Raw genomic sequence first — 21,983 nt, forward strand, 5'->3', positions numbered from 1 at the left:
CTTAGGTGCAGCGCGCACTCAGTCCGGATGCGCTGAGCCTCGCCATGACCTCGTCGAGATGCGCGCTGTCGCGGGTCTCGATCACGAGCTGGAGCAGCGTCGCCTTGGCCGGCAGGTCGGAGAAGGTCCGCTGGTGCGAGACCTCGATGATGTTGGCGCCTGCCTCGGCCAGCAATGCCGCCACCGCGGCGAGCTGCCCGGGCCTGTCAGGAATATCGAGCGAGAGCTGGGTCAGCCGCCCCTCGCGCGCCAGTTCGCGTGTCAGCACCGAGGCGATCAGCCGCGTGTCGATATTGCCGCCGCTCAGGACGAGACCGACCTTCTGGCCCGCGAAGCGGGAGGGATCTGACATCAGCGCGGCGAGGCCGGCGGCGCCGGCGCCCTCGACGACCGTCTTCTCGATCGAGATCAGGGTCGCAACCGCGCGCTCGAGCTCGGCCTCGTTCACCAACGCGATGTCGTCGACGAGGCGGCGGACGATCTCGGTGGTGATCTTGCCCGGCGATTTCACCGCGATGCCTTCGGCGAGCGTGTCGCCGCGCGCCGGCAGATTGCCGTCATGGATGGCGTTGTACATCGAGGGATAGAGCCAGGCCTCGACGCCGAGGATCCGCAGCGACGGCTTGATCGATTTGGCGGCAATGGCGATGCCGCTGATCAGCCCGCCGCCGCCAATCGGGACGACGAGCGTGTCGAGTTCCGGCACCGCCTTCATCATCTCCAGCCCGACGGTTCCCTGCCCCGCGATGACCAGCGGGTCGTCATAGGGATGGACGAAGATCATGCCGCGGGCTTCGCAGTGGCTGCGCGCATACGCGGCCGCCTCCTCCAGCGTCGCGCCTGTCACCACCACCTCGGCGCCGTGATGCCTGGTGTTCTCGACCTTCACCATCGGCGTGCCGACCGGCATCACGATGGTGGCGGGAATGCCGAGCCGCTTGGCGTGATAGGCGACGCCCTGCGCGTGGTTGCCCGCCGACATCGCGATGACCCCGCGTGCACGCTCCTCCGGCGTCAGCGCCGTGAGCCGGTTGAGCGCACCGCGCTCCTTGAACGAGGAGGTGAACTGGAGGTTCTCGAACTTCAGCCAGATGTCGCAGCCGCAGATGTTGCTCAGCGTGCGGCTGTAGCTGCAGGGCGTCTCGACGACGGCGCCGCGAATGGTGTCGGCGGCGGCATGAATGTCGCGAGGAGCGACCGGAAAGCCGCTCGGATCGGAGGGCGTGGTTTGGGACAACTCGGCCATGGGACAGCATAGAGCATTTGGCCGGCTCGGGCGATAAGCCAGCCGCTATTTGGTAAATTCCCGGGAGCGCGAGGCCCGCCACAGCGTCCACAATGTGCGCAGCCGCGTCGCGGGCTGCGGTGTAAACGGATTGCGCCCGGGTTGCGACAGGCGCCTGAGCTCGGCCCGCACCTGCGCGAGCGGGAGAAATGCGGGACGCACCGATGCCGACAGCTCGGCGAGCAGCGACAAGGCCGTAGTCAGATGTTGTCGAGCGTCGCCCATGAGCTCGTCCAGCACCGCATGCAGATTGGGCGTCTCCTTGCCGGCGAACACATCCTCCATGAGGCAGCCGTGGCTCGCCAGGAGTTGCTGCGGCAGGAACAGCTGCCGGTGCGCGGCATCGCGCGGCAGGTTGGTGATGACCTGCACGATGCCCTCCGCCAACCCGGCATGACGGGCGAGGTGCTCGGCCGCCTCTGACGGCGGCGCCAGAACCTGCGCCGCAAGACTGAAAAGCGCTGATGAGGTCGCGGCCAGATAGCCTTCCAGCGCCGTCAGCGTCGGCATCGGATCATTGTAGAGATCGAACTGGTGCTCGTCGGCGAGCAGCGACAGCGGTTCGACCGGCAGGTCGAAGTCGCGGATCGCGCGCAGCAGCTCGGCCGCCACCGGATTGCCCTCGGCGCTGCCATGGACATGGCCCGACAGCATGTCGGTCCACCATTGCAGGCGGATTTCGCCGGGCAAGGGCTGGCTCACCTGGTCGCGGACGCGGACGATCTCGACGTTGAAGGCATAGAGCGCCAGCAACGCGCGGCGCTCGGCGGCCGGAGCGAACAGCGTCGCGACATAGCGCGGAAAGTCGTGGTTGCGCACGAGATCGGCGCAGAAGGCAACGGAATCAGGCGGCGGCGCAGCGCTCATGGCACGGCGATCAATGCGGCGGCGACCCGGCGCCGCTCGCCCATCATGATGTTGTAGGTGCGCACGGCGGGGCCGGTCTGCATCGTGTCCAGCACCACCCTCACCGCCTTCAGCGCCTGGCGCAACTGCGGCGGCGGCAGCCAGAGCCCGGTTCCGGTACCGATCAGCAGCGTGTCGATGCTGTTGGCGGCCGTGAAGACCCGGTCCAGCGAATAGCGGTCGATCTTCGCTGGGTCCGTCACGTCCCACGCCCAGATCGCGTCGGGCAGGCACAGCAGCGAGCCCCGGTGCGACATGCCGGCAAACGCGAAGCCGCCCTTGCCATAGGCATCGATCGGCGCCGAGCGCGGGAAATGCGGTGCGTTGGGATCGCCGGCCATGAGCTTCGTCCGAATGGGCTTACTGCCCTCGCAAACGCCTGCGAGGGCATGCGGTTCGGATCATGCCTTGTTTTTCTTCGCCGGCGTAGCCGTATCGGGCGCATCCTCGCGATGCTCGCCGACGCCGAGATAGATCAGGATCGGCGCCGCGATGAAGATCGAGGTGTAGGTACCGACCAGCACCACACCGAACATCATCACTGCGGTGAAGCTGTGGATGGCGTGACCGCCGAACAGCAGCAGGGCCAGCAGCGCCAGCGTCACCGTGAAGTGGGTGATGATCGAGCGCGACAGCGTCGAGTTGATGGATTCGTTGAGCAGCTGCGGCATCGGCATCTTCTTGTAGCGCCGCAGCATTTCGCGGATGCGGTCGTAGATGACGACGGTGTCGTTGAGCGAATAGCCCAGAATGGTCAGAAGCGCCGCGATGCTGGTCAGGTCGAAATCGACCTGGCTGACCGACATGAAGCCGATCGTCAGCACGATGTCGTGCACGTTGGCGATCATGGCGCCGAGCGCGAACTGCCATTCGAACCGGAACCAGAGATAGATCAGGATCGAGACGATCGCGAGCATCAGGCCGAGCATGCCGTAAGCAAGCAGCTCGCCGGCGACGCGCGGGCCGAGCACCTCGGTGCGCTGGATGTCGACGCTATCGCCGAGCGCGCCACGAAGCTTCTGCAGGGCCGCCTGCTGTGCGGCGTCGCCACCCGGCTGCTCCGCAACACGGATCAGGACGTTCTCGGGGCCGCCGAACTGCTGCAACTGGACTTCGCCGAGACCCAGCGCGTCGAGCGAGGTGCGCATCGCGGCGATGTCGGCGGTGCCGGACTTGGCCTTCACCTCCAGCAGCGTGCCGCCCTTGAAGTCGATGCCGAGGTTCAGCCCGTGGGTGAAGAACAGCGTGATCGCGACGATCGACAGCGCCGCCGAGATCGGGAAGCTGATGCGCCGGAAGCGCGTGAAGTCGAAATGGGTTTCGTCGGGAACGATGCGCAGCGACGGCAGCAGGCCGAGTGCCGCAACCACGGTGAGGACGGCAATGAGGATGCCGAGCCCGATGAGAACGGTGTGAGTCACGATCAGGCTCCTAGATCGGCACGCTCTGCGGCCGCTTCCACCGCACCCACCAGGCGACGATCAGCCGGGTCAGGGTGAAGGCGGTGAACACCGTGGTGATGATGCCGATACCGAGCGTCACGGCAAAGCCGCGCACCGGGCCGGTGCCGATGTAGAACAGCACCGCGGCGGCAATGAAGGTGGTGATGTTGGAATCGAGGATGGTGGCGAGCGCCCGCTTGAAGCCGGCGTCGATCGCCGAAATCGCGTTGCGGCCGCCGCGCAGCTCCTCGCGGATGCGCTCGTAGATCAGCACGTTGGAGTCGACCGCGATGCCGACGGTAAGCACGATGCCGGCGATGCCGGGCAGCGTCAGCGTGGCGTTGAGCAGCGACAACAGGCCGAAGATCATGGCGACGTTGATGGCCACCGCGATGTTGGCGAACACGCCGAACAGCCGGTAGGTCAACAGCATGAAGATAATGACCAGGATCGAGCCGACATAGGCCGCAAGCTCGCCCTTCTCGATCGAGTCCTGGCCGAGGCCCGGGCCGACGGTGCGTTCCTCGACCACCGTGAGCGGCGCAGGCAGCGCGCCGGCGCGCAACAGGATCGCGAGGTCGTTGGCCGACTGCACGGTGAAACTGCCGGAGATCTGGCCTTGGCCGCCGGTGATCGGCTCGCGAATGACCGGCGCCGAGATCACCTTGCCGTCAAGGATGATCGCGAAGGGCAGCCCGACATTCTCCTGCGTGGCCTGTGAGAACTTGCGGGCCCCCGAGGTATTGAACTTGAAGCTCACGACCGGCTCATTGGTACGCTGGTCGAAGGTTGCCTGGGCATCGATCAAATCGCCGCCGGCAACCAGCACCTGCTTCTTGACCACGTAGTTGGGCGGCGGCGGCGTGGCCGCCGGCAGGAGCTCGGATTCCGGCGGCAACCTGCCCTGCTGCGCTTGGTCCGGCGGCACGGAGGGATCGACCATGCGGAATTCCATCTTAGCGGTCTTGCCTAGCAACTCCTTCAGGCGGGTCGGATCCTGAAGGCCGGGGACCTGCACCAGAATGCGGTCGTTGCCCTGGCGCTGGATGACGGGCTCGACGGTGCCGAGCTCGTTGACGCGGCGCTCGACGATCTGGATCGACTGCTCGATGGTCTTGCGCATGCGGTCGAGCATCGCGGCTTGCGGGATGCTCAGGCGGATCACACCGCCGCCGGCGTCGGCAACCTCAAGGTCACGCTGACCGCTCGATCCCATCAGACCGCCCAGCGGCTGGGACAGCTCACGCAGCTTGGCAAGCGCCGGCTGCACGTCGGTGTCCTTGGTGATGCGAACCTCGGCCGCGTCGTTGCGCACGGTGACGCCGCCGGTGAAGCCGATCTTGGCATCGCGCAGCGTCCGGCGAACGTCGTCGCGGACCTGGTCGAGCCGCTCCTTCTTCACATAGTTGGAATCGACCTCGAGCAGCAGATAGGAGCCGCCCTGCAAGTCGAGACCCAACACCAGCCGGCGCTGCGCCCAGGCGGGCCAGGTCTTGACCTGCGCCTCGGGGAAGAAGTTCGGGACCGCGCAGAGGCACACGATCAGCGCCGTCAGGATGATCCCGAGCGCCTTCCACCGCGTGAAATACAACATCGACTGGACCTGTCAGATCAGGGGACTTGAGGTGCTCGCGGACGCGTTCACTTCGACGCGGCGTCGTCCTTGGCGGCTTCCTTCGCGCTATCCTTGGATTCCTTCGCCGGCTCACCCTTGGCACGCACGCCGGAGACCATCGCGCGCATCTGCCGCACGCGCACGCCGTCGGCAATCTCGAACTCGATCTGGTCGTCGTCGACGACCTTGGTGACCTTGCCGACGAGGCCGCCCGAGGTCACGACGGTGTCGCCGCGGCGGATGTTCTTCACGAGGTCGGCGTGGTCGCGGACCTTCTTCTGCTGCGGACGCAGAATCAGGAAGTACATGATCACGAAGATCAGGGCGAACGGCAGCAGCGACATCAACATGCTGTTGGTGTCGCCGGCGCCCGCGGCCTGGGCATACGCAGGGGTAATGAACATTCGGACGATCCTCGTGAGAACGGGGGGAAGCCGGTCAGGCCCTCAAAGGCGACCGGTTCGGTCAAATTCGCGCGGACTATAGCGGCCATTGCCCCAATTGCAACGCTGCCAGACCGGCGATTTGGCCACCTTGCGGCGCGCCCTCAGGCCCGATAAGGCTGCATTCTCAGGAACTTCGGACATGCCCAAAAAACCAAGCAAAAGCCCGGCCGGCAAAGGCCCCCGCACCCCTGCCAGGAAGCCCGCCCGCGTCGCGGCAAAACGCCCCACGGCGGCCCTTAAGGCAATCCCCAAAGCAATCGCCAAGGCATCCCCAGACCTTTCCCAGGAGCGCGTCGTCCGCGCGCTGGAAACCATTGCGGCGCACCTCTCCGCCCAGGGCAAGCCGGCCGTCGAACGCGAGTCGTTCAAGCAGGCGGACGCCTATGTCTGGCACCCCGACGGCCGCCTCGCCGCGGTGCCGCGGGTCAGCCGCGTCGAGCTGTTCCTGTTGAAGGGCGTCGACCGGATGCGCGACATCCTGATGGAGAACACCGAGCGCTTCGCAGGCGGCCTGCCCGCCAACAACGCCCTGCTCTGGGGTGCGCGCGGCATGGGCAAGTCGTCGCTGGTGAAGGCCGCGCATGCCAGTATCAACGCGGACCGCAAACCGGCCGACAAACTGAAGCTGATCGAGATCCACCGCGAGGACATCGAGACCCTGCCCGCGCTGATGGAGCAGCTGCGCGCGTCCCCGTTCCGCTTCATCGTGTTCTGCGACGACCTCTCCTTCGACGGCAATGATGCGTCCTACAAGTCGCTGAAGGCCGTGCTCGAAGGCGGCATCGAGGGCCGGCCCGAGAACGTCATCCTCTACGCCACCTCCAACCGACGCCATCTGCTGGCGCGCGAGATGATCGAGAACGAGCGCTCCACCGCGATCAACCCCGGCGAAGCGGTCGAGGAGAAGGTGTCGCTGTCGGATCGTTTCGGCCTGTGGCTCGGCTTCCACCGCTGCAGCCAGGACGAATACCTCGCCATGGTGCGCGGCTATTGCAGCCATTTCGGCATCAAGATGGACGACGAAGCGCTCGAGCGCGAGGCACTGGAATGGTCGACCACGCGCGGCTCGCGCTCGGGCCGCGTCGCCTGGCAATTCGTGCAGGAGCTGGCGGGACGGCTCGGCGTGAAGCTGACGGCGAACTAGGAAGTAGAAGGTCTCGCGTTACGCACCGCTGTCATTCCCCGCGCAGGCGGGGAATCCAGTACGCCGCGGCTTTTCCATATTGCGCCAGCGTCTCCGGAAACGAGATCGCCCGCTTTCGCGGGCGATACTGCGTTCTTGCGGAGAGAGTGACGAGCTGAGGGAGCTCACGCCCCGTTCAGGAATTGAAGCGGGTCAACCGGGCTCGATCCCTTGCGGATCTCGAAGTGGAGCTGCGGCGACGCCACCTCCCCGGATTGACCCGACTTGGCAATGACCTGACCGCGCTTGATGGTATCGCCGCGCTTCACCATCAGCTCACTCGCATGGGCATATGCGGTGACGTAGCCGTTGGAGTGCCGAACCAGGACCAGATTGCCGTAACCTTTGAGCTCGTTGCCGGAATAGGCAACGACGCCGTCTTCTGCCGCCTTGACCGGCGTTCCCTCGGGCACCGCGAGATTGATGCCGTCATTGGACTTGCCGTTGGTCTTGGCGCCGTAGGTGGTGACCACCTTGCCGCGCACCGGCCAGCGGAAGGTCGGGAGCGCGCTGGTGGTCTCCGCAGCCTTCGCCGGGGCCTCCGCGGCGGGCTTCTCTTCGACATTGGCCGTGGCCTGGGCCAGGCGCGCGCTTTGCACCGGCGCGGCGACGGCGGCCATCTTGGTGGCAGGCGCGGGAGCGGCCGCAACCGGCTGCAACGTCCCTGCAATCGGAGCAGCCGTGACCGGAGCCGCGGCAACCGGCGCTGCCAGGGCCGCGGTCTTTGCACCCGGCACGGTCAGCTTGGCGCCGAGCTTGAGCTTGGCCGACGGATCGAGGCCGTTGGCACGGGCGAGCTCAGCCGACGAGATATGGTTCTTGCGAGCGATGCTGGCGAGCGTGTCGCCGCGATTGACGAAGTGCATGCTCGACGGCGCGGCGACGGCCGCGACCGGCTTCGCCGCCGGCGCCAACGCGGGAGCTGCCGCGACGGGAGCCATCGCTGGCGCGGGCGCAGCGGCCGTGGCGCCTGCATGCGGGATGATCACTTGCTGGCCAGGCGACAGCGCGCGCGGCCCCTTGTAGCCGTTGGCGGCAAGGATCGCCTGCGGCGTGACGTGATAGCGCTTGGCAAGCACCTCGAGCGTATCGCTGGTGCCGACGATGATCTTGGTTCCGCCGGCCGGCTGGGCCGCTGCAACCGAGCGCGGCGGCACGGTGGCCGTGGTCTCGAGATGCGGCTGCGCCGGCGGCGCATAGGAGCTGACGCCGCGGCCGCCACCAGATACCCCGCCACCTGCCGCAACCGGATAGGATTGCGGCGCGGACACCGCCGGCGGCGGCAAGGGCTGCGACTGGTAATAGCCGGGCTGCGTCTGCGGCCGCGAATATTGCGGCAGCTCTCGCTGCGGGGGCGGCGCCTGCTGCACCGAACCGGTCTGCTCAGAGGCGAAGGGGTTGGAGAAATTCGACTGGGACAGCCGCGACGACATGTCGGCACTGCACCCTGCGAAGCTGAAGGAGATCAGCGCCAGCACCGCGACCTGCGGTACGCGGCGCGAGTAAAGCAACTCGGCGACGATGGACATGGTTACTCACTCGTACGCAACAGAACTGGTCTTTTAAGTAAACACGCGCCGAGTAAATAACGGCTTAACCCTCCCAATAAGACGTTGGCGGCACAGCCAATCCGGAATTCTACAGCTCGCGCGCCACGCCGGGCAGCGCCGGCACGAAGCGGACCTCGACGAGTTCCTTGCGCTCGATCCCGGCCTCGCTGCGGGTCAGGCGGATCAGCGTCTGCACGCCCTGATGCGGGCCGACCGGGGCGATCAGGATGCCGCCGATGTCGAGCCGCTCGACCAGGTTCTCCGGAAGCTGCTCCACCGCGGCGGTGACGATGATGCGGTCGAACGGGCCGATATTGGGAGGCAAGTTCAATCCGTCGCCGAGCATCACCTCGACATTGTGATAATCGAGCTTCTCAAGCCTGGCGCGTGCGGCGTCCGCGAGCCGGCGGTAACGCTCGACCGTCAACACCTGCCCTGCGAGCCGCGACAGCACGGCGGCCTGATAGCCGGAGCCGGCGCCGATCTCCAGCACGCGGTGCTTCTTCTGGAGCTGGAGCTGCTCGGTCATGTAGGCGACGACGAAGGGCTGGCTGATGGTCTGTCCGCAGGCGATCGGCAGCGCGCTGTCACGATAGGCGCCGTCGCGATCGGCCTCGTCGACGAACTGGTCGCGCGGCACCTCCTCCATGGTCCGCAGCACCGCCTGGTCGCTGATGCCTCGACGCCTCAGCGTGAGCTGAAACATCATTTTTTCCGGCGGAGGCTGATGGGAGGTCATTGCTACCAGTGTCGTCTTGTCCGGGCCGGAAGGCCTTCAGGCCCAGGCACCGGAATCTTGTTCCTACTCAGGAACCCATGATACGCTGCGCGTGAACCATTTGACCACAAATTGGCTTGCAACGGGCGAGCCCCAATGGCCATTTTCAGGCATCCGTTCGTCGAAACGCGCATTGCGTCGATTCATGTTATCTGCGAACGTTTTTGGCAATGGGCAAGGACTCTACCATGACCGCGACGGGGCTTTCCGGCCGCTCTGTATTCCTCGTCGAGGACGAGGTGATGATCCGGATGATGGTTGCGGATATGCTCGAAGAGCTCGGCTACAAGGTCGCAGCCGAGGCGGGCGACATCACCGAGGCCATGCGGCTCGCCCAGGCGACCGAGTTCGACATTGCCATTCTCGACGTCAACGTCAACGGCAAGGTGATCTCGCCGGTCGCCGACGTCATCAAGGCGAAGGGCTGCCCGTTCATCTTCGCCACCGGCTACGGCTCCTCGGGCTTGCCCGAGCAGTACCGCGACCGTCCGGCGCTCCAGAAGCCGTTTCAGCTCGATGCGCTCGGCAAGACCATCGAAGCCGCGCTGCGCGGCAGCTAACTGCTACCTCAGCGTCTCACTCAGCGCGTCGGAAAACGCCTCGTTGGTACGATCGAGCCTGAGCGGCGTGACCGAGACGTAGCGTTCGCGGAGCGCCGCGAGATCAGTGCCCTCTGCGGGTGTATCCATCATCGCCGCGCGCTCGAAGCCGATCCAGAAATAGGGATTGCCGCGGCCGTCCCTGCGCTCGTCGATCCGCAAGAAACCGAGATTGCGCTTGCCCTGGCGCGTGACACGGATGCCCAGCACATCCTCCGGCGCGCAGGACGGAAAATTGACGTTGATGACGGTGTCTTTCGGGATACCGGCGGCAATCACCTTGCGCAGGATATCGGGCCCGAACTTGCGCGCCGTGTCCCACGGCGGGCGCTCGCGGGTCTCGACGCTGAACTCCTGCGACAGCGCGAACGACGGCAGGCCGAGAATGGTGCCTTCGAGCGCGCCCGCGATGGTGCCGGAATAGACCACGTCCTCGGCGACGTTGCGGCCCTTGTTGACGCCGGACAGCACGAGATCGGGCGGCTTGGTACCCAGAATATGACGCGCGCCCATGATGACGCAGTCGGTCGGCGTGCCGCGCACGGCAAAGTGCCGCGGGCCGACCTCGCGCAGGCGCAACGGATCGTTCAGCGACAGCGAATGCGAGACGCCGGACTGGTCGAGCTCGGGCGCCACCACCCAGACATCCTCGGATAACGCGCGCGCGATCTCCTCCACGACCTTGAGGCCGGGGGCGTGGATGCCGTCGTCATTGGTGCAGAGAATGCGCATGCGTGAGGTCGATTCCAGAAAGCGGGGTCCGAGCCGTCTTATCCGGCTATGGCCGATCAGGCAAACCGGGCCATCTGGGTACGGCCGGGGTTCCGGGCTGGTCCGTTACTGGCGGATGCGCCATTGCGGCAGGAAGCGCGCCAGCCGGCCTTCCGCGTGCAGCTCCATCGCCGGCACGACCGGACTGACGGCCGGCGAGGCTTCGACGGCGCGAAGGACTTCCAATTGCGCGACGATGGGAGCCGACACCGGTGCCTTGATCGGTATCTTGGGATACCGGCTGCGCGCCATCGTCAGCGCCTTGTCGAAATCCTCGACATTGACCCCGGGCTTGGCCCGCCGGCTCTGCACGAGATCGTCGTCCCAGAGCCGCGCGATTTCGATGTCCAGAACGCCACGCAGGCGCTGGTCGACGGCCTGGATTCCGGCACCCGTCACCGCCCATTGTCTGCCGACCCAGAAGATGTCGCGGTGCAAGGCCATGAACGGAGGGTTCGCGTTGTCGGGTGGCCGGCAGGATAACCGGCCGCCCGATCTTCGCAACCAAACGTTTCCGCCGTTACCGGCGAGCAATGCGCTTTAGTCGCGCGCGACCACCTTGAGCCCGCCCATATAGGGTTGCAGCACGTCGGGCACGGCAATCGAGCCGTCCTCCTGCTGATAGGTCTCCATCACCGCGATCAGCGCGCGGCCGACCGCAGTGCCGGAACCGTTCAGCGTATGCACGAAACGCGGCTTACCATCGGGCCCGCGTGAGCGCGCATCCATGCGCCGCGCCTGGAAGTCGCCGCAGACCGAGCAGCTCGATATCTCGCGGAACATGCCGCCGTCGCCCTGCCCGGGCATCCAGACCTCGATGTCATAGGTTTTCTGCGACGAAAATCCCATATCTCCTGCGCAGAGCGTCATCACGCGATAATGCAGGTCGAGCTTCTGCAGCACCTGCTCGGCGCAGGACAGCATCCGCTCCAGCTCGTCCCTGCTCGTCTCAGGCGTCGTGATCGAGACCAGCTCGACCTTGGTGAACTGGTGCTGGCGGATCATGCCGCGCGTATCGCGCCCGGCCGCGCCCGCCTCGGCACGGAAGCACGGCGTCAACGCGGTGAGCCGCATCGGCAATTGCTTCTCGTCGAGAATGGATTCGCGCGCGAGGTTGGTGAGCGACACTTCCGCCGTCGGGATGAGGCCGAGGCGCTCGGTCTTCAGCCGCTCGTGATCGGGCGATGCGAGCAGTTCGCCCTTGATGGCCCAGAACTGATCGTCCTCGAATTTCGGCAATTGCCCGGTGCCGAACATCACCTCGTTGCGCACCAGCAGCGGCGGGTTGATCTCGGTATAGCCGTGCTCGGTGGTGTGCAGGTCGAGCATGAACTGGCCGATCGCGCGCTCGAGGCGCGCCAGCCCTTTCTTCAGCACGACGAAGCGCGCGCCGGACAGCTTGGCCGCCGCCTCGAAATCCATGTAGCCGAGCGCGGTGCCGAGATCGTCATGCAGCTTCGGCGCAAAGCCGTAGTTGCGCTTGTTGCCGAACACGTGGTGCTGCACGTTACCGTGCTCGTCGACACCATCGGGCACTTCGTCGAACGGAATGTTGGGGATCGCGGACAGCTCTTTCGTCAGCTCCTCGTCGGCGGTCTTCGCGGCGGCTTCGAGCTCCGGCATCGTGGTCTTGAGCTCGGCGACCTCGGCCATCAGCTTGGCCGCGCGCGCCTCGTCCTTCGCCTTCTTGGCGTCGCCGATTTCCTTGGAGGCCGCGTTGCGCCGGGCCTGCGCCTGCTCGGAGGCCAGGATCGCCGACCGCCGCTTCTCGTCGATCGCGAGCAGCGAGGCCGACAACGGCTTCAGACCTCGCCGTGCGAGGCCGGCGTCGAAGGCTTGCGGATTGTCGCGGATCGATTTGATGTCGTGCATGGCGGTGGTCCTGGATCAGCGCGTAAATAGTCAACATTTATACTGACAACTTACATTGGCGCGTCTCCTAGCACGGCTGTCATCATCCGCGAAGGCGGATGATCCAGTATTCCAGAGACGGAAGTGATTCCCCGATAGGCCGCGGCGTACTGGATTCCCCGCATTCGCGGGGAATGACAGCGAGGGTGTGGCCGCCCTACTCCGCCGGATTGGCCGGCGTCGACACGTCAGTGCCGGTGGCCGCCTGCGCAGCCGCGGCCTTCTTCTCCACCATCCCCACCGCGATGATCGAGCCCTCGTAGAGCGCCAGCAAGGGGATCGCGAGCGAGCACTGGCTGAGCACGTCGGGCGGCGTCAGCACGGCCGCGATCACGAAAGCGATGACGATGAAATAGCGGCGTTTCTCGCGCAGCATTTTCGAGGTGACGATGCCGATACGGCCGAGCAGCGTCAGGATCACCGGAAGCTGGAAGGCGATGCCGAAGGCGAAGATCAGCGACATCATCAGCGACAGATATTCGCCGACCTTGGGCAGGAGCTGGATCTGCGCGGTCTCGTCGCTGCCGGCCTGCTGCATGCCGAGCGAGAAGCGGACCAGCATCGGCAGCACGACGAAATAGACCAACGCCGCGCCGAGCACGAAGAAGAACGGGGTCGCGACCAGATACGGCAGGAAGGCCTGCTTCTCGTGCTTGTAGAGCCCGGGAGCCACGAACTTGTAGATCTGCGTCGCCACGATCGGGAACGAGATGAAGCCGGCGCCGAACAAAGCGAGCTTGAGCTGGGTGATGAAATATTCCAGCAGCGCCGTGTAGATGAACTTGGAGTTCTCGGGACCCGCGACCCACACGAACGGCCAGACCAGCACGTTGTAGATCTGCTTGGCGAAAAAGAAGCAGAAGATGAAGGCCACGCCGAAGCCGAGCAGCGCCTTGATCAGCCGCGACCGCAGCTCGATCAGATGGTCCATCAGCGGGGCTTTGCTGGCCTCGATATCGGCGTCGCTCATGACGCTTTGGCGTCCTTGATCGCATCGGATGGCGCGGTGTATTGCGTCACCTGCGCCGGCTCGACCTCACGGGTGATGGCGAGCGGCTCGTTGGCGGCCGCATGCGCCTCGGCTTCCATGAAGGTCGCGGGCGTCGGCGCTTCCGGAGTGGTCGGGGTTACCGGCGCTTCACTTGAAGTCGCCGGCGCTTCACTTGAAGCGGCTGCTGGTTCGACAGCCGTCGTCGAGGAGGTTTCGGCCGGCTTGTCCAGCGCATCGACGCGGAGCGCGTCACTGACGTCCTTCTGGAGCGAGGTCAGCGGATTGAACCCTGTGGCGGCTTCCTTGACCTCGTCAAAGCTCTTCTTGAGGTCGGCCATTTCGGCCTCGCGCATCGCTTCCTGGAACTGGCCCTGGAATTCGGCAGCCATCTTGCGGGCCTTGCCCATCCACTGCCCGACCATGCGCAGCACGCCCGGCAGCTCTTTCGGGCCGATGGCGATCAGGGCCACGACCCCGATCAGGACCAGTTCACTCCACCCGATGTCGAACATGAGGTCTTCCGTTCACGCGAAGCCGCAGCCGGCCCAATCCCTTGCGCGCAGGATCGGGCGCTACCCGTGTCTCGCGTACTCTCTGGCTCAGACGGCCTTGCTGCCGACGTCGGACCGTGCCGCGGTCGGCGCACCATTGTGCTCGATGGACTTGGCCGGCTCGGGCTTCTCGGCGGGCTTGTCGTCGTCCTGCATGCCCTTCTTGAACGCCTTGATGCCCTGCGCCACGTCGCCCATCAGATCCGAAATCTTGCCGCGGCCGAACAGCAGCAGGACCACTGCGATCACCAAGATCCAGTGCCAAATGCTGAGTGAACCCATCCTGCAACCCTCCAAACACGCATGGCCGGGGACCCGGCCGATCTTCACCGAAACCTAGGCTTGGCGGGTGTCAAAAACAAGGACCATGGCAGCGCCAATTCGCTGTTGGCACTACGTAATCTTGCTAGTGTTAACTGGTCGCAGGCACCGGTAATCGGACGGGCGTCACTCTTCAGTGCCGCCTTCGCTGCCACCCTCGTCGCCGCCTTCCGGCGTCTCGGGCTCGACCGCAGGCGCGAGCGCGAGATCGAGGTCCTCGCCCGGTTCCAACGGGTCCTCGTCCTCACGCAGCGTCGGGTCATCGGACGGCGTCGGCACGCTGAAACCGGTCGGCAGACGCGAATCCAGCAGGCCCGTACCTTTCAGCTCCTCGAGACCCGGCAGGTCGCCGAGCTGCTCCAGGGTGAACTGCGACAGGAAGTCCTCGGTGGTTCCGAATGTCAGGGGACGGCCGGGCGTCTTGCGCCGGCCGCGCGGCTTGATCCAGCCGGTCTCCAGCAGCACGTCGAGCGTGCCCTTCGAGGTGACGACGCCGCGGATCTCTTCGATCTCGGCGCGCGTCACGGGCTGGTGATAGGCGATGATCGCCAGCACCTCGATCGCGGCACGCGACAGGCGGCGGGTCTCGGTGCTCTCCCGCGTCATCAGCCAGGCGAGATCGCCGGCGGTGCGGAAGGTCCATTTGTTGGCGACGCGCACGAGATTCACCCCGCGCGAGGCATAGTCGGCCTGCAGCTGCTCGAGCGCGGCCTTGACGTCCACGCCCTCGGGCATGCGCTTGGCCAGCGTCGCGGTATCCAGTGGTTCATTCGAAGCGAACAGCAGCGCTTCCAGCAGCCGCAGTTCTTCGGGACGCGCCTGGGTTTCGTTCTCCATCGGCTCGGCCTCTTCTACCCGCACTTCAGCCAGGCTTGCCATGGCAGATTCTCCTTCTTGCACTTAACCGACCGGCGCATCGGGCGCAGGAGCTGCGTCCACGACCGGTTTCGGGCGCCCCTTCCGGAAATAGATCGGCGCAAACGCCTCTTTCTGATTCAGTTCCAGCTGGCCTTCGCGCACCAGTTCGAGCGCGGCGGCAAAACTGGAAGCGAACACCGTCGCGCGCTGCGTCGGATCAGCGACGTGCCGGACCAGGAAGTCATCGAGCACGCCCCAGTCATCCTGTTCGCTGATGCTGCCGACCAGCCGCTCCAGCGTGGCGCGCGCCTCGGCGAGCGACCACACCGTGCGCTTGGCCAGATGCACGCTCGCCAGCACGCGCGACTGGCGCTGCGAGGCGTAGGCGGTGAGCAGGTCGTACAGCGTCGCCGTGTATTTCGGATGCTTGATCTCGGCGATCTGCTCGGGCTCGCCGCGCGGGAAGATGTCGCGCAGCAATTGCTGCCTGTTCATCAGCCGGTTGGCCGCTTCGCGAATGGCCTCCAGCCGGCGCAGGCGATTGGCGAGCGCGGTTGCCATCTCCTCCGCGCTCGGGCCTTCCGCACTCGGCGGCTCCGGCAGCAGCAGGCGCGACTTCAGGAAAGCGAGCCAGGCCGCCATCACGAGATAGTCGGCAGCGAGTTCGAGCCGGATCTTTCGCGCGGCCTCGATGAAGTGGAGATACTGATCGGCCAGCGCCAGGATCGAGATTTTGGCGAGATCGACCTTCTGCTGCCGCGCCAGCGCGAGCAGCAGGTCGAGCGGGCCCTCATAGCCCTCGACGTCCACCACCAACGCCGGCTCACCCTCGGCGAGCTCTGCGGGCCGCCCGGTTTCAAACGATAGGATTTCTGCGGTCATGCCGATGCCGTGTTTGCCCGTGCGATCAATGCGTCCAGCTCAGTGCGCGCGGCCACGCGGTCGAACGGCTGCGGTGCCTTGCGCGCAGCGAGCGCAGCGTTCGCGCGCTCCAGTGCCTTGCCCGACAACTCGGGTGTCTGGGCGGCGACTTCGCGCATCTCCTCGATATTGCCGTTGCAATGCAGGGCCATGTCGCAACCGGCCGCGAAGATGGCGCGGGTCCGCTCGGCGATATTCCCCGACAGCGCGTTCATCGACACGTCATCACTCATTAACAAACCCTGGAACCCGATTGCGCCGCGAATCACCTGAGTGATCATTGTCGCAGATGTCGTCGCCGGATGGGCGGGGTCGACCGCGCTAAACACAACATGTGCAGTCATGGCCATCGGCAGGTCCGCCAGCGGCTTGAACGCGGCGAAGTCGGTTCGTTCCAGCTCGTCCTTGGGCGTGTCGACGGTCGGCAGCTTGAAATGGGTGTCGGCGGTGGCACGGCCATGGCCGGGGATATGCTTGAGGACCGGCAGCACGCCGCCCTGCTCCAAGCCCTCGGTGACCGCGCGGGCGATCGCCGCGACCTTGCCCGGCTCGGTGCCATAGGCCCGGTTGCCGATGACGGCGTCCGCGCCCGACACCGGCACGTCGGCCAGCGGCAGGCAATCCACGGTAATGCCGAGATCGGCGAGATCGGCTGCGATCAGGCGAGCGCTGAGGCGCGCCGCAGTGAGCCCCAGCACCGAATCAGTGTCGTACAAGATCGAGAATACGGCGCCCGGCGGATAGACCGGCCAGTGCGGAGGACCCAGCCGCTGCACCCGTCCGCCCTCCTGGTCGATCAGGACAGGCGCGTCAGCGGCACCGGCCGCAGACCGCAATTCCGCAACCAGCGCAGCAACTTGAGCTGGTGTTGCGACGTTGCGCTTGAAGAGGATGAAACCCCATGGGCGTTCGCTGCGGATAAACTCCCGCTCGGCGGCGGTCAGTTCCGTTCCGGAAACGCCGGTAATGAAGGCCCGCGTGCTCATAACGGCCGATTAACCCTGACCCGCGAGGGGGTCAAGGAAACGGCCGTTAATTCCTCTGGATGAAGCAGGACGGCAGGCCAGCGGACTTCAGGCTGTTGCAGGCCTGCGTCGCTTCCTCGGCCGAACCGTAGGGACCAGCAAAGGCGCGGTAGACGACGCCCTTGCCCTTGTCCGTGAGATCCACCCGCTTGATCACCGGCGAACGTGACCCGAGCACGCTGCCGTACTTGCCCTGAAGCACCCGGTAGGATGCGGCGGCACTGTCCTCGCTCTGCTGCGAGGAGACCTGCACGACGTAGCCGCCACCGCCGCTGCTGGCGGGCGCGATTTGCGTCGGGTTGGTCGCGGCCATCCGCTGCGGCGGTTCGGCGGCTGGCGATGCCTGCGGCGCCAGCGACATCGGCTGGTTGGCACTGGCATTGGCCGAGGTCGGCGGATTACGCGGTGCAGCGGGTGCGGCAACAGGCTTCGGCGCCGTTGCCGGCTTGGCCGCGGCCGATTGCGGCGTGGCGCTATCGGTCTGATCGCCCTTCACGGCCACAGTCCTGATCGGGCGCGGCGCGTTGGCCGGCAGCGTGCCGTTGCTCGGGATTGGACCCGCGCTGGGCGGCGGCACCGTGGACGGCGACACGCTCGCCACCGGCGGCGGATTCGCATTCTGGTTCAGCGGCGGGAACACCACGCGGGGACCGCCCGCCTTGGCGTTGACGTCGACAGGCGCCTCCTCGCGCGGCACGATCTTCTCGGTGCCATCGCCGCTGACCATGCGATCCGGCACCTTGGCCGAGGAGTCCGTCGGCGCCGGCACGACCTTGGTCGGTGTGTTGTCGGCCTTGATGATCGGCGGCTCGCCGCTGCGGGGCGAGCCCACATAGGTCTTGTAGGCGAAGGCGGCGCCGGTCCCGACCACGGCCAGCGCCAGGATCGCCGCGACGGTCATCATGCCGCCGCGCTGCTTCTTGGGCTCGTCGAGATCGGCCTCGGGATAGTCGCTCTGGAACGCGTAGGGATCGTCCGGATAGGCCGGATCGCGCTGATAGTCCTGCTCGCCCGCCTCCAGCCGTCCGTAGAGCGCGTCGTCGTAGCGCGCCGGATCGGGCTGCTGCTGCTGCGGGTACGGCTCTTGATAGGCCTGCTCCTGATACGCCTGAGCGGGCTGCTGATAAGCCTGATCCTGGTAGGTCTGATCCTGGTAGGTCTGATCTTGGTAGGCCTGAGCTTGATAAGCCTGAGCTTGATAAGCGTGGTCCTGATAGGCCTGCGGCTGATGAAGCTCAGGCTCGGGCGCCGCCGGCTGGGCTGAATAACGATGCAACGGATGAACCGGATTGACGGGATAGTCAGGCTCGGGAGCCGGCGCCGGCTGCGGCTGCACATTGGCGCGCCGCATCCATGACGGCGGCGACGGCGCTGCCGGCTCGGCATAGTCCTGCTGATAATCGTCCTGCCGGTCATCCTCTTGCTGATACCCCTGCGAAGGCGCGGGTGGTGTCGGCGAGTGCGCGCTGGGCCGCCCCTGCGCTGCGAACGGATCGGTCTGTCCGATCAAGCGGGCGAGCTCGGCCAAGGGATCATTTTCCGCCTTGCCGTGCTGGTCACCGGCCCGACCATAGTCATCGGAGGGAAACGGTCTGTTCTGATATCGTTCGGCCATCGTGATGATGCGTCCCTTCGGGAAAGCCGCGCGCCCCTCGACCAAGGCACGGCTTTCGACCCACAAGGCTTTCAACCAAGTCTAAGCGATCCGGCTTCTGCCGGTTACCCCCGAATTCCCCTTAAGTAGTTCGCCCCAAACTACCGCATCTCGTCCGGAGCATGGACGCCGAGGATGGCGAGGCCCGATGCCAGGACAGAGACGACGCCCTGGACCATGGCCAGTCGCGCCTTTGTAAGATCTGCATCATTATTGATAATGAAGCGTAAATAGGGCAAATCGCGCCCCTTCGTCCAAAGTGCGTGAAATTCGCTCGCTAATTCATAGAGATAAAAGGCAATTCGGTGCGGCTCATGGGCCGCGGCGGCCGCTTCCAGCATGCGCGGATAAATTGCGAGACGCTTAAGAAGATCGAGCTCGACCGGGTCCGACAGCCGCTCCACCGCCGACTCACCGAGCCAGGCGATGCGCTTGCCGGCATCCTCGGAGAGTTCCGGGAACACCTCGGCCCGCGCGTTGCGGAAGATCGAGTGGCCGCGGGCGTGACCGTACTGGACGTAGAACACCGGATTATCGCGCGACTGTTCCATGACCTTGGCGAGATCGAAGTCGAGCACCGCGTCGTTCTTGCGGTAGAGCATCATGAAGCGGACGGCGTCCTGGCCGACCTCATCCACCACCTCACGCAAGGTGACGAAGTCCCCGCTCCGCTTGGACATTTTCACCGGCTCGCCGTTGCGCAGCAACTTCACGAGCTGGACGATCTTGACGTCGAGCGCGCCCTTGCCCGAGGTAGTGGCCTTCACCGCCGCCTGCATCCGCTTGATGTAGCCGCCATGGTCGGCGCCCCAGACGTCGATCATCTCGGCAAAGCCGCGGTCGAACTTGTTCTTGTGGTAGGCGATGTCGGAGGCGAAGTAGGTGTAGGAATTATCCGACTTGATCAGCGGACGATCGACGTCGTCGCCGTAAGCGGTTGCCTTGAACAGCAGCTGCTCGCGGTCTTCCCAATCCTCGACCGGCGCGCCTTTCGGCGGCGGCAGGCGGCCTTCGTAGATGTCGCCCTTTGCCTTCAGGAAATCGATGGTCTCGGCGACCTTGTTGTTGCCGGTCTCGATCAGCGAGCGCTCGGAGAAGAACACGTCGTGACGGATGTTGAGAGCGGCGAGATCGTCCTTGATCTCGTCCATCATCATCGCGATCGCCTTGGCGCGCACCGTCGGCAGCCATTCGGCCTCACTCATCGCGAGGAGCTTGTCGCCATGCTCCCCGGCCAACGCCGCGCCCACAGGCTTGAGGTAGTCCCCTGGATAAAGGCCTTCCGGGATCGCACCGATGTCCTCGCCAAGTGCCTCGCGATACCGCAGGAACGCGGAGCGCGCGAGCACGTCGACCTGGGCGCCGGCGTCGTTGATGTAATATTCGCGGGTGACGTCGTGGCCGCCGAACTGGAGCAGGCTCGCCAGCGCGTCGCCGAACACGGCGCCGCGGCAATGGCCGACATGCATCGGTCCGGTCGGATTGGCCGAGACGTATTCGACATTGACCTTGGAGCCGCCGCGGACGCGGCCGTAGTCGGCCCCCTCGCGCAACACAGTGCGCAGCGCCTCGGCCCAGGCGGCCGGCTTCAGCGTCAGGTTGATGAAGCCGGGACCGGCGACATCGACCTTGGCGATCAGCGCATCAGTGCGCAGCCGCTCGGCGATCTGCTCGGCGAGGTCGCGCGGCTTTGCCTTTGCCTCTTTCGCAAGCACCATGGCGGCGTTGGTCGCCATGTCGCCATGGGTGGCATCGCGGGGCGGCTCGACCACCACGCGCGAGAAATCGATGCCCTCGGGCCAGCCGGCTTCCGCCGCGAGCGTGCGGCAGGCGGCGTGCACGCGTGCGAGCACGTCGGCGAACAGATGCAATGCTGAGGATGTGTCGGGCATGGCCGCCGCCTAACGCAAATCCGGGGTCGAGTCAAAAAGCCGCTGGTGCTCGGTCAGGGCGAAACGGTCGGTCATTCCGGCAATGAAATTGCCGATCCGGCGGGCCCGGTCGCCCTCATTGTCAGCCCCTGCCCCCACGAGCCATTCCGGCGGCAGTTCGGCCGGGGATTTCAGGTATTTTGCGAACAGGTCGAACAGGATCTGTTCCGCCTCCCCCATCACCCGCATCACCCGTTTGTGGCGGTACATGTGCTGGTACAGGAAGGCCTTGATGGCGGCCTCCTCCTCGGCGACCTCGGCGGGGAAAGCGATCAGCGCCCGGCTCTGCTGGCGCACGTCCTGGGCCGACTGCGGCTTCACCGCGGCGAGGTTCTTCCGCGCCTCCGCAAACACCGCGCCGATCAGATGCGAGATCAGCTCGCGCACCAGTTCGGCGCCGCGCCGGACGTCTTCGAGCTCAGGGTAGTGCGCCGAGGTCTCGGCGATGATCTCCGCGGTGAGCGGCATCACCTTGAGATCGTCGAGGTGGAACAGGCCGGCGCGCAGGCCATCGTCGATGTCGTGGGCGTCATAGGCAATGTCGTCGGCGATCGCGGCCACTTGTGCTTCGAGCGAGGCGAAGCTCCACAATTCGAGATCGTAGCTCTTGATGTAGTCGGCGATGCCGACGGGAATGCCGTGCTCGCGATAGCGCCCGACCGGAGCAGCGCTGCGATCGGTCAGCGGGCCGTTGTGCTTGACGATGCCCTCCAGGGCTTCCCAGGTCAGGTTCAGCCCGTCGAATTCGGGATAGCGGTGCTCCAGCGAGGTAACGACGCGGAGCGTCTGGGCGTTGTGGTCGAAGCCGCCAAAGTCCTTCAGGCAGGCGTCCAGCGCCCGCTCGCCGGCATGGCCGAACGGCGGATGACCGAGGTCGTGGGCGAGCGCCAGGGTTTCCGTGAGGTCCTCGTCGAGCCCGAGCTGCCGGGCCAGGGCACGGGCGATCTGCGCCACCTCCAGCGAATGGGTCAGCCGGGTGCGGTAGTGGTCGCCCTCATGGAACACGAACACCTGGGTCTTGTACTTCAGACGGCGGAACGCGGTGGAATGGATCACCCGGTCGCAATCCCGGCGGAACGGGCTGCGGGTCCGGCTCGGGGGTTCGGCGACCAGCCGGCCGCGGCTGCGATCGGGGTCGCAGGCATAGGGCGCGTGGGGGGCAGCCATTCCGACGGACACGGCGAATTTAGTCCCTATCCATTTGATTCTGCGTATGGTGGCACTTAACTATGCCGGACGCGGGAT

The 21,983-nt window shown here is 65.7% G+C and carries 22 protein-coding genes; 2 read left to right on the plus strand and 20 right to left on the minus strand.

Annotation, left to right across the window (positions count from 1 at the left end; all coding sequences use genetic code 11):
* Position 1: 1 nt before the first annotated feature.
* Genes RAD15_RS36580 through yajC form a run of 6 tightly spaced genes read right to left on the minus strand, consistent with a single transcriptional unit; the run spans position 2 to position 5,652 of the window.
* Positions 2–1,246 (minus strand): threonine ammonia-lyase, encoded by a 1,245-nt coding sequence (locus RAD15_RS36580; protein WP_458183579.1) that lies wholly within the window; start codon positions 1,244–1,246, stop codon positions 2–4.
* A 45-nt stretch (positions 1,247–1,291) separates the two neighbouring features.
* Positions 1,292–2,152 (minus strand): phytoene/squalene synthase family protein, encoded by an 861-nt coding sequence (locus tag RAD15_RS36585; protein WP_458183580.1) that lies wholly within the window; start codon positions 2,150–2,152, stop codon positions 1,292–1,294.
* Entirely contained in the window at positions 2,149–2,532 is a 384-nt protein-coding gene (locus RAD15_RS36590) for an Mth938-like domain-containing protein (RefSeq protein WP_458183581.1), read from the minus strand. Before RAD15_RS36590 ends, RAD15_RS36585 begins: the two co-directional genes overlap by 4 nt.
* A 60-nt stretch (positions 2,533–2,592) precedes the next feature.
* Positions 2,593–3,612: a protein translocase subunit SecF gene (gene secF / locus RAD15_RS36595; RefSeq protein WP_458183582.1), complete on the minus strand. Its 1,020-nt coding sequence runs from the start codon at positions 3,610–3,612 to the stop codon at positions 2,593–2,595.
* Positions 3,613–3,622: 10 nt separating this feature from the next.
* Complete coding sequence (secD, locus tag RAD15_RS36600) at positions 3,623–5,227, minus strand: protein translocase subunit SecD (protein WP_458183583.1); 1,605 nt, start codon at positions 5,225–5,227, stop codon at positions 3,623–3,625.
* A gap of 47 nt (positions 5,228–5,274) precedes the next feature.
* Positions 5,275–5,652 (minus strand): preprotein translocase subunit YajC, encoded by a 378-nt coding sequence (gene yajC / locus RAD15_RS36605; RefSeq protein ID WP_458183584.1) that lies wholly within the window; start codon positions 5,650–5,652, stop codon positions 5,275–5,277.
* A 181-nt stretch (positions 5,653–5,833) separates the two neighbouring features.
* Between yajC and RAD15_RS36610 the strand changes: the two genes are divergently transcribed.
* Positions 5,834–6,838, plus strand: coding sequence for an ATP-binding protein (locus RAD15_RS36610; protein ID WP_458183586.1), 1,005 nt, complete (start codon positions 5,834–5,836; stop codon positions 6,836–6,838).
* 164 nt (positions 6,839–7,002) lie between these two features.
* On the opposite strand, the gene RAD15_RS36615 is transcribed toward RAD15_RS36610, so the two are convergent.
* Positions 7,003–8,406, minus strand: a complete 1,404-nt coding sequence (locus RAD15_RS36615; protein ID WP_458183587.1) for a peptidoglycan DD-metalloendopeptidase family protein — start codon at positions 8,404–8,406, stop codon at positions 7,003–7,005.
* A 109-nt stretch (positions 8,407–8,515) separates the two neighbouring features.
* Positions 8,516–9,166: a protein-L-isoaspartate(D-aspartate) O-methyltransferase gene (locus tag RAD15_RS36620; protein WP_458183588.1), complete on the minus strand. Its 651-nt coding sequence runs from the start codon at positions 9,164–9,166 to the stop codon at positions 8,516–8,518.
* A gap of 227 nt (positions 9,167–9,393) precedes the next feature.
* On the opposite strand from RAD15_RS36620, the gene RAD15_RS36625 reads away from it, so the two are divergent.
* A complete protein-coding gene (locus RAD15_RS36625; RefSeq protein WP_128925878.1) occupies positions 9,394–9,765 on the plus strand; it encodes a response regulator in 372 nt (123 codons plus the stop codon).
* Positions 9,766–9,768: 3 nt separating this feature from the next.
* Here RAD15_RS36625 and surE read toward each other — a convergent pair whose 3' ends face one another.
* The 12 genes from surE to RAD15_RS36685 all read right to left on the minus strand — a co-directional run bounded on the left by surE (position 9,769) and on the right by RAD15_RS36685 (position 21,905).
* Positions 9,769–10,536, minus strand: a complete 768-nt coding sequence (surE, locus tag RAD15_RS36630) for a 5'/3'-nucleotidase SurE (RefSeq protein WP_458183589.1) — start codon at positions 10,534–10,536, stop codon at positions 9,769–9,771.
* Between the two features lie 105 nt (positions 10,537–10,641).
* Positions 10,642–11,019, minus strand: a complete 378-nt coding sequence (locus RAD15_RS36635) for a hypothetical protein (protein ID WP_458183590.1) — start codon at positions 11,017–11,019, stop codon at positions 10,642–10,644.
* 96 nt (positions 11,020–11,115) lie between these two features.
* Complete coding sequence (serS, locus tag RAD15_RS36640; protein ID WP_458183591.1) at positions 11,116–12,447, minus strand: serine--tRNA ligase; 1,332 nt, start codon at positions 12,445–12,447, stop codon at positions 11,116–11,118.
* Positions 12,448–12,643: 196 nt separating this feature from the next.
* Positions 12,644–13,456, minus strand: a complete 813-nt coding sequence (tatC, locus tag RAD15_RS36645) for a twin-arginine translocase subunit TatC (RefSeq protein WP_092181319.1) — start codon at positions 13,454–13,456, stop codon at positions 12,644–12,646.
* A complete protein-coding gene (gene tatB / locus RAD15_RS36650) occupies positions 13,453–13,989 on the minus strand; it encodes a Sec-independent protein translocase protein TatB (RefSeq protein WP_458183592.1) in 537 nt (178 codons plus the stop codon). Before tatB ends, tatC begins: the two co-directional genes overlap by 4 nt.
* A gap of 87 nt (positions 13,990–14,076) precedes the next feature.
* Complete coding sequence (locus tag RAD15_RS36655; RefSeq protein WP_018317874.1) at positions 14,077–14,310, minus strand: twin-arginine translocase TatA/TatE family subunit; 234 nt, start codon at positions 14,308–14,310, stop codon at positions 14,077–14,079.
* Positions 14,311–14,475: 165 nt separating this feature from the next.
* Complete coding sequence (gene scpB / locus RAD15_RS36660) at positions 14,476–15,228, minus strand: SMC-Scp complex subunit ScpB (RefSeq protein WP_458183593.1); 753 nt, start codon at positions 15,226–15,228, stop codon at positions 14,476–14,478.
* A 21-nt stretch (positions 15,229–15,249) separates the two neighbouring features.
* On the minus strand, positions 15,250–16,089 hold the full coding sequence (locus tag RAD15_RS36665; protein ID WP_458183594.1) for a segregation and condensation protein A: 840 nt from the start codon (positions 16,087–16,089) through the stop codon (positions 15,250–15,252).
* Positions 16,086–17,114, minus strand: a complete 1,029-nt coding sequence (gene nagZ / locus RAD15_RS36670; protein ID WP_458183595.1) for a beta-N-acetylhexosaminidase — start codon at positions 17,112–17,114, stop codon at positions 16,086–16,088. The genes RAD15_RS36665 and nagZ overlap by 4 nt, the downstream gene beginning before the upstream one ends.
* A 46-nt stretch (positions 17,115–17,160) precedes the next feature.
* Positions 17,161–18,768: an SPOR domain-containing protein gene (locus RAD15_RS36675; RefSeq protein WP_458183596.1), complete on the minus strand. Its 1,608-nt coding sequence runs from the start codon at positions 18,766–18,768 to the stop codon at positions 17,161–17,163.
* Positions 18,769–18,908: 140 nt separating this feature from the next.
* On the minus strand, positions 18,909–20,699 hold the full coding sequence (gene argS / locus RAD15_RS36680; protein ID WP_458183597.1) for an arginine--tRNA ligase: 1,791 nt from the start codon (positions 20,697–20,699) through the stop codon (positions 18,909–18,911).
* Positions 20,700–20,708: 9 nt separating this feature from the next.
* The gene (locus tag RAD15_RS36685) at positions 20,709–21,905 is read right to left on the minus strand and encodes a deoxyguanosinetriphosphate triphosphohydrolase (protein ID WP_458183598.1); all 1,197 of its coding nucleotides are present in this window, start codon (positions 21,903–21,905) and stop codon (positions 20,709–20,711) included.
* Between the last annotated feature and the right edge of the window lie 78 nt (positions 21,906–21,983).

The organism is Bradyrhizobium sp. 14AA, assembly GCF_054185205.1.